This window comes from Methanomicrobium sp. (assembly GCF_055145805.1).
On record NZ_JBSREC010000040.1, the window covers coordinates 1 to 7,226 of the forward strand.

At 36.9% G+C, this 7,226-nt stretch carries 6 protein-coding genes; 4 read left to right on the forward strand and 2 right to left on the reverse strand.

Features of this window, described 5'->3' with window-relative positions; genetic code table 11:
• On the forward strand, positions 1–207 hold a 207-nt coding region (locus ACTB1O_RS03250), incomplete at its 5' end, for a 4Fe-4S binding protein (RefSeq protein WP_462993707.1).
• Positions 208–402: 195 nt separating this feature from the next.
• On the opposite strand, the gene ACTB1O_RS03255 is transcribed toward ACTB1O_RS03250, so the two are convergent.
• Positions 403–2,553, reverse strand: coding sequence for an AlbA family DNA-binding domain-containing protein (locus tag ACTB1O_RS03255; protein ID WP_462993708.1), 2,151 nt, complete (start codon positions 2,551–2,553; stop codon positions 403–405).
• 256 nt (positions 2,554–2,809) lie between these two features.
• Here ACTB1O_RS03255 and ACTB1O_RS03260 point away from each other — a divergent pair, with 256 nt between their 5' ends.
• The 3 genes from ACTB1O_RS03260 to ACTB1O_RS03270 are packed head-to-tail and all read left to right on the forward strand — an operon-like array spanning position 2,810 to position 6,908.
• A complete protein-coding gene (locus ACTB1O_RS03260; protein WP_462993709.1) occupies positions 2,810–4,531 on the forward strand; it encodes a type I restriction-modification system subunit M in 1,722 nt (573 codons plus the stop codon).
• On the forward strand, positions 4,528–5,574 hold the full coding sequence (locus ACTB1O_RS03265; protein WP_462993710.1) for a PDDEXK nuclease domain-containing protein: 1,047 nt from the start codon (positions 4,528–4,530) through the stop codon (positions 5,572–5,574). Before ACTB1O_RS03260 ends, ACTB1O_RS03265 begins: the two co-directional genes overlap by 4 nt.
• Positions 5,571–6,908, forward strand: a complete 1,338-nt coding sequence (locus tag ACTB1O_RS03270) for a restriction endonuclease subunit S (RefSeq protein ID WP_462993711.1) — start codon at positions 5,571–5,573, stop codon at positions 6,906–6,908. Before ACTB1O_RS03265 ends, ACTB1O_RS03270 begins: the two co-directional genes overlap by 4 nt.
• A 41-nt stretch (positions 6,909–6,949) precedes the next feature.
• Here ACTB1O_RS03270 and ACTB1O_RS03275 read toward each other — a convergent pair.
• On the reverse strand, positions 6,950–7,226 hold a 277-nt coding region (locus ACTB1O_RS03275), incomplete at its 5' end, for a hypothetical protein (RefSeq protein WP_462993712.1).

A 7,226-nucleotide genomic window follows, 5' to 3' on the forward strand; every position in this document is an offset into this window, starting at 1 on the left:
CTTAATCTTCCCGGATTGCGGCTAAAAACCGAGCCTGAAAAATGTATTGATTGTGGACTTTGCAACAAGGCATGTCCTGTTGGCATTTCTGTATCTGAAATGGTAAAAAACAATGATTCCAATACAAATGACTGCATTATGTGTGGTTCATGTGCAGATTCCTGCAAAAAAGGTGCCGTCACATTTGGATTTTCTAAAAATAAGTAATTGGATTAAATAACTTGGATATAACTTGGATAAAAGTTAAAAGACTTAGAAGATTGCTATGAAAGTCAAAATTCCTGATAAACTTATCATCACTTTTTGTGTGATGAAAAAAGCTCATCATGTGCGTTTTACATGAAAGTTACTTTGTAACTCACATGAAACAGTTAGCATGAAATGATAATTTCAATTTGAAAATTAGTTTTTCTTACAAAAGTGCTTTAAAATATACTCACCTGTAAACTGGAAATAAACCTCCCTTGTTTCGGAGTCTGTTCTTTTATAAAAATGGGCTTTCTGTCTTTCATTATTGTAAAATGCAATAGCATAAAATGGAATATCTGATTTTTTAACATGAATCCGGCATACAGTATCCCCTTTGACTTCTTCAAAAGATATATTCAGATATTTACTAAAATGAGTGATAATATCCTTTGGATATATCATTTTATCAATGATATCATCAATGATCTTTCTTTTATAGCCATCCAAATTTTTATCCTGAAGTTTTGAATATTCATTTGTAATACTGTGAGTTTTACAGATATCGCCTTCTTCCTTCAATTCTTCAACGCCTATTAAAAGAGTTCCTCCGTTTGTATTCAGAAAAGCAACAATTGTTTTTGCAATAGAAAACATGCTGTTGTTCTTTTCAAATATAAAATTAGGATCATCATCATAGACAAATCCAGGATATCCATCATATTTTGCACTGCGAAATACTCCCTTCTTAAATTCAATTGTTTCACATTCGCCAATATTAATGAGATTTTCCACTGTAACATCCAAAGAATCATCTGTATCTTTCACCTCTATTTTTGGAGAAAGAACAATGTTATCAATAATGCCGGTTTTCATTTCAAGCAGTTCGGAAGCTTTCCGAGAGAGTATATGATCTTTGATAAATTTTCCAAAATCTCTTAATGCTTTGTCACCTTCTGCAAGAGAGTGATAACAATGAATAACATCAATGTTTGTATTTTCTTTCAGATATTCCCAGTCAATAGAGAAATGGTAACTTATTACATCACAGTAAGTAAAGTCAAAAATACGTTTAATGTTGTTTTTCCGAATATATTCAGCCATAACCTCAGTTATAAGCTTAGATTTTGTCCAAAGGTAATATGCACTGTTTTTCTGACCGAACTGGCAGGCATAATTCTGAATAGATTCTTTTGGTAGTAAAAGACCATAACATGCAGATAATATCATAAAATGATGATTTGATGATAAAATCCCTGATTTGCCTTCTTCTCCAAGTTCCTTATAAAATTGTCCGTCAAATCTCTTTATTGCAGGAAGATAATTTGCAGGAGTCTGACCACCAAAATCTCTGCCTTTTACAAGGTAATTATTATATTTTTCTATTTCCTGCTCGCATTTGTACCAGTGGATTTCATTATTTGATAGATTTAATAAAATTTCATCTCTTGTTTTAATAAATTTTGAACGGATTGCTTCATCATCAATTGAATTAATTAATGCATTTTTCAGGTCATATTCTGATGAGCCGCCGGATAATTTATGAAAAGAATCAATAAAAAGAATGAGGACGGGACTCTTGGTTGGCTTTTTTTCGTTAGAAGCTAAATTGTCCTGATCACCTTCAAAATTATCTTCCGGTTTATCAAGGGGTTCCAGAGAAATTTTATCGGAACCTGCTGCTGTCCACACTGCTATTTCGACCATCCGAGGAGTCCAGTCAAAATTAGTAAGAGTGGTCAATTTTTTTGCACACTTTCTGCTAAAATCAGTCCATTGCAAATAGGTATTCCAATTTGCCTCACGATTATAGAAAGATCCAGATATACCTCCATCTTCTGTTGTAAGAAAGTTTGTCGATTCTTTATATCCAAATTTGTCTTTATTATCATGCCACCATTTTGCAATTCTTCTGTCAGCAATAGGATATTCAGCAGGGTCATAAAAAGAAAGGAATGTTATTGGTAATGCATACCCGGAAGGCATGTTACATAGATTACAAAAATTATTAAAATTTTCAAACGTTGGTTCTTTACTTAGCGATGAAATCGATTCTGCGAATTTCTCCCAAACAATAGCCTTATCCTGCCTTATATATGATAAGTGCCTGATAAAGTCTGATGTTTTCGTGTTAACATCACGTTTAGAATTCAGTTTCCAGAACAATATTTCTCCGGCAACAATTCTCTCATCAAAATTATTTTCAGGGTTATTAATCGCGTTCTGAAACTTTTTTTCCAACAAATTTAGATTTTTAAGATCAATTTTTGAATTGAAAAAATCAGGGTAAGAGTTTTTATCTCTGTACTTTGTAAGGTCTACAACCCAGTTAAAAGAATTATATGCATCTATCCATTTGTTGTACATGTCAATCCCGGCAGTATTCTGATAATAATGACTTCGGTTTATAATCTATAAGAATATCCATTTAAAATTACATCAAATAAATTTAAATCGGCAAACTTTCATGCCCATGAAATTGGAACTATCTTATTATACTCCTATTTTATTTTCAAATGGAAGATGAGCTTTGATTTTTACAGCTTCATATTAAATGCGATACCCTTTATTAGTCCTTAACTCACACATAAAATAAGAAAATAATCGCGGGTATAAGGTCAATATGAGTAATCTAAGTGCTAACATAAGTGAAAAAGCCAATCTTATCTGGTCAATTGCGGACAAATTAACCGGTACATACAAACCACATGAATATGGAGAAGTAATTCTTCCCCTGACTGTAATAAGGCGTTTTGACTGTGTACTTGCGGACACAAAAGACGCTGTTCTTGCAAAGAACGAGACAATGAAAGCGGTTGCTTTGAAAGATGAATTTCTGAAAAAAGCATCAGGCTACTCATTTTATAATACAAGCAAATTTACTTTTCAAAAATTATTAGATGATCCGGACAACATTGAGGCAAACTTCAAAAATTATCTCAACGGCTTTTCTCCCAATGTGCAGGAAATAATTGAGAAGTTCAAATTTGATGCACACATTACAACGATGGCAAAAAAGGGCATTTTGTATAATGTTTTAAAGGAATATACAACATCAAAAGGATACCTCCACCCCTCACACATCTCAAACCTTGAGATGGGCTATATCTTTGAAGAAATTATCCGGCGTTTTTCAGAGTCTCATAATGAGGATGCCGGACAGCACTACACTCCCCGTGAAGTCATTGAACTGATGGTAAACATTCTGTTTACTGATGATAATGATATTTTGTCCGGCAAAAACATCACAAAGACACTTTATGATCCGGCCTGCGGTACAGGCGGTATGCTTTCGGTTGCCACCGAATACCTGCACAGATTAAATTCGGGTGCAAAACTTATCGGTTTTGGTCAGGAATTAAATGATCATACGTTTGCTATCTGCAAGGCCGATCTTTTAATTAAAGGTGATAGTGCAGACCAGATCAAAAACGGAAACACTCTTTCCGATGATCAGTGCGCCGATATGCAGTTTGACTATATCCTCTCAAATCCTCCTTTTGGCAGGGAATGGAAAAATGAAAAAAATGCGGTTGAAAAAGAGGCCAAACTGGGTTTTGCCGGTCGCTTCGGCCCGGGGCTTCCTGCTATCGGTGACAGTCAGATGCTCTTTTTACTGACAGCAATCTCGAAGATGAAGGATTCAGGATCAAGGGTTGCAATAATTCACAACGGATCACCGCTCTTCTCAGGCGATGCCGGTTCAGGCCCGTCCGAGATCAGAAAATATATTCTGGAACATGACCTTCTTGATGCGATAATTGCTCTTCCAAATGACTTATTTTATAATACAGGAATTGCGACTTACGTCTGGATTTTGTCAAACAAGAAGCCTGCGAAAAGAAAAGGCAAAGTTCAGCTCATAAACGCAAACCAGATGTTTGTCAAACGCAGGAAATCGCTTGGAAACAAGAGAAACGATATCTCGCAGGATGCTATTTCAGAGATAACACAGATTTACGGTGATTTTAAAGAGAATGACGTCTGTAAAATCTTTAATAATGATGATTTCGGCTATCACAAAATAACTGTTGAAAGACCCCTTCTTGATGAGAACAAAAAGCCTGTTCTTTCAAAGGGAAAACCAAAGCCTGATTCATCATTGCGTGACACAGAAAACATACCCTTAACAGAGGACATTTCAGAGTATTTTAAGCGTGAAGTCCTCCCATTTGCACCGGATGCATGGATTGACGAGAAGAAAACAAAAGTCGGTTATGAAATTTCCTTCACCCGCTATTTCTACAAATACACTGCACCAAGACCAAGCAGTGAAATAATGAAAGAAATCTTAGAGCTTGAATGCGAGCTTGAAGGAAGTCTTGCGGAGATTTTTCAGAAATGAATGAGGATAATCCGGCACTTCCTTCGGATGAGGTTTACTTAAATATCCGCAGGAGTGTTATTACTGCTCAGAGGCAGGTTTACGCTGCTGTCAATTTTGCAATGGTGCAGACATACTGGGAGATTGGTGAGCAGATTTATTGTGCCTGCGGGGAGAATTTTCGTGCGGAATACGGGAAGAATCTTTTAAAATTTCTGTCTGAAAAACTCACAGAGGAGTTTGGGAATAATTATTCTGAGCGAAATCTCCGTTATATGAGGCAGTTTTATGCAACATTTCCAATACGGAACGCACTGCGTTCCGAATTAAGCTGGACGCATTACCGGCTTTTAATGCGGATTTCGGATGAAAACGCCCGTGATTTCTATATGGATGAATGTGCTAAATCAGACTGGAGTTCAAGGCAGCTTGAACGGCAGATTAATTCATTTTTCTATGAGCGGCTTCTTGCAAGCAGGGATAAGGAGGATGTCATAAAAGAGGCTGAATCAAAAGGGTTGAAAACGGAGTATGAGCGGATTATAAAAGACCCTTATGTTCTGGAGTTTTTAAACCTTGAAGCGAACCCGAAATTCTATGAAAAGGACTTGGAAGAGGCTCTGATTACAAACCTGCAAAAGTTTCTGCTTGAACTTGGACGCGGATTTTCGTTTGTGTCAAGGCAGAAGAGAATTTCCTTTGACGGACGCAACTTCTATATTGATCTTGTCTTTTACAACTACATCCTGAAATGCTTTGTTTTAATTGACCTGAAGCTTGGCGATCTTACTCATCAGGACTTGGGTCAGATGCAGATGTATGTCAACTACTACACCCGCGAGATGAGAACGGAGGGCGACAACCCTCCTGTGGGAGTTGTTCTGTGTGCCGACAAAAGCGATGCTGTTGTAAAATACACACTTCCGGAGGACAATTCACAGATCTTTGCATCAAAATACATGCTTTACATGCCGACAGAAGAAGAATTTAAGCGGGAGTTAAACCTCGATAGCTTCCGGAAGATGAGCAGAGACAATCCAAAAGATGAAGGTGATGACGCATGAGGGCAATGAAGGATTCCGGCATTGAGTGGATTGGAGAGATTCCGGAAGGGTGGACAGTCCTTAGAATGAAATTTTGTGGTGAACTTGATTCTAATGGAGTAGATAAAAAACAAAGAGAAGACGAGATATTATACAAATCAGTTCATTATATGGATGTATATAGCAACAGCCTTCACGAAATCGGAAATAATGATGAATATCTTATAATTTCAGCAGATGATAGAAAATCAGGGATTTGTAATCTTAAAAAAGGTGATGTCCTACTGACAACATCATCTGAAAATCCAGAAGATATGGGACATTCTGTTGTCATTTCTGAAGATTTGGTTGATACTCTTTTTGGCTATCATCTGATGAGATTCAGACCTACCATTCAGTTATCTTTACATCTGGAAAAATATTTATTTGGCTCACATTTTATGCGGCAGTGGTTTGAATACCGCTCTACCGGAATGACAAGATATGGGATATCACGTATAGATATTGCTGATGCAAAATTAATTCTCCCTCCTCTTCCAGAACAAACCCGCATCGCCTCTTTCCTTGACAAAAAATGCACCGCGATTGATTCTGCAATCGAAAAACAGCGGGCTTCAATTGATAAGCTAAAGGAATACCGGCAGGCTGTGATAACGGAGGCTGTGACAAAGGGCCTGAATCCGGATGTGCCGATGAAGGATTCCGGGGTTGAATGGATTGGCGAGATTCCGGAAGGGTGGAGCATAAGAAAATTGGGTAGTATTGCTGACATACAAACTGGACCTTTTGGTAGTCAATTACATAATGAGGATTATGTGGATGAAGGTACTCCAATAATTACAGTAGAACATTTTGGAGATAATTGTATTTTACATGAAAATTTACCTTTTGTTTCCGAAAATGATGTGAAAAGGTTAAAGAAATACATATTGCATCCAGGTGATTTAGTCTTTAGTAGAGTTGGATCAGTTGATAGGAATGTAGTTGTTTCTGTTGCTGAAGATGGCTGGATGTATTCTGGTCGTTGTCTAAGAGTAAGATTATCTAAAGGGATGGATGTCAATTTCTTAAGTAACTGTTTCAATAAATTAAAATTTAAGGAGTATATGAAATTAGTTGCTGTAGGAGCTACAATGCTTTCTATTAACACAACAATACTCAGTAACCTTAGAATACCTGTACCTCTTTTAGATGAACAAACCCGCATTGCCACTTTTCTCGACCGCAAATGCACCGCAATTGATGAAGCAGTCGCGAAAAAAGAAACTCTCATCGAAAAACTTGTCGAGTATAAAAAATCCCTAATCTATGAAGCTGTTACCGGAAAGATAGAAGTTCCGGAATTATCAGCATAAATTTTTAATTCTTTTTTCCCTTTTTTTCATTTATTTTTAATTTATTCATGCAACCCATGCGCAAGGTTCGCTTCGCAAAGCTTCGCGAACCACGCCCTGCCCTCAGGGCTTTGCGCCATCACGACAGCCTGCTTCGAGAATACCCTGCGGGTATTCTCAGCAGCCATATTTTGACATATCATATTTGAATAAGAGCTCATCCAGACAGCTTTTTTACTTAAAAACTTATTGCCATTTTTTATGACACTCGGGCAATTAATACATGCCTTTATATATTTGAACTGCGATGGTTCATGGAATTCAGTGAAGAAACCCAAT

Coding starts and splice junctions, on each gene's coding strand:
- ACTB1O_RS03255 (WP_462993708.1), bottom strand. CDS start 2,553: ATGTACAACAAATGGATAGATGCATATAATTCTTTTAACTGGGTTGTA.
- ACTB1O_RS03260 (WP_462993709.1), top strand. CDS start 2,810: ATGAGTAATCTAAGTGCTAACATAAGTGAAAAAGCCAATCTTATCTGG.
- ACTB1O_RS03265 (WP_462993710.1), top strand. CDS start 4,528: ATGAATGAGGATAATCCGGCACTTCCTTCGGATGAGGTTTACTTAAAT.
- ACTB1O_RS03270 (WP_462993711.1), top strand. CDS start 5,571: ATGAGGGCAATGAAGGATTCCGGCATTGAGTGGATTGGAGAGATTCCG.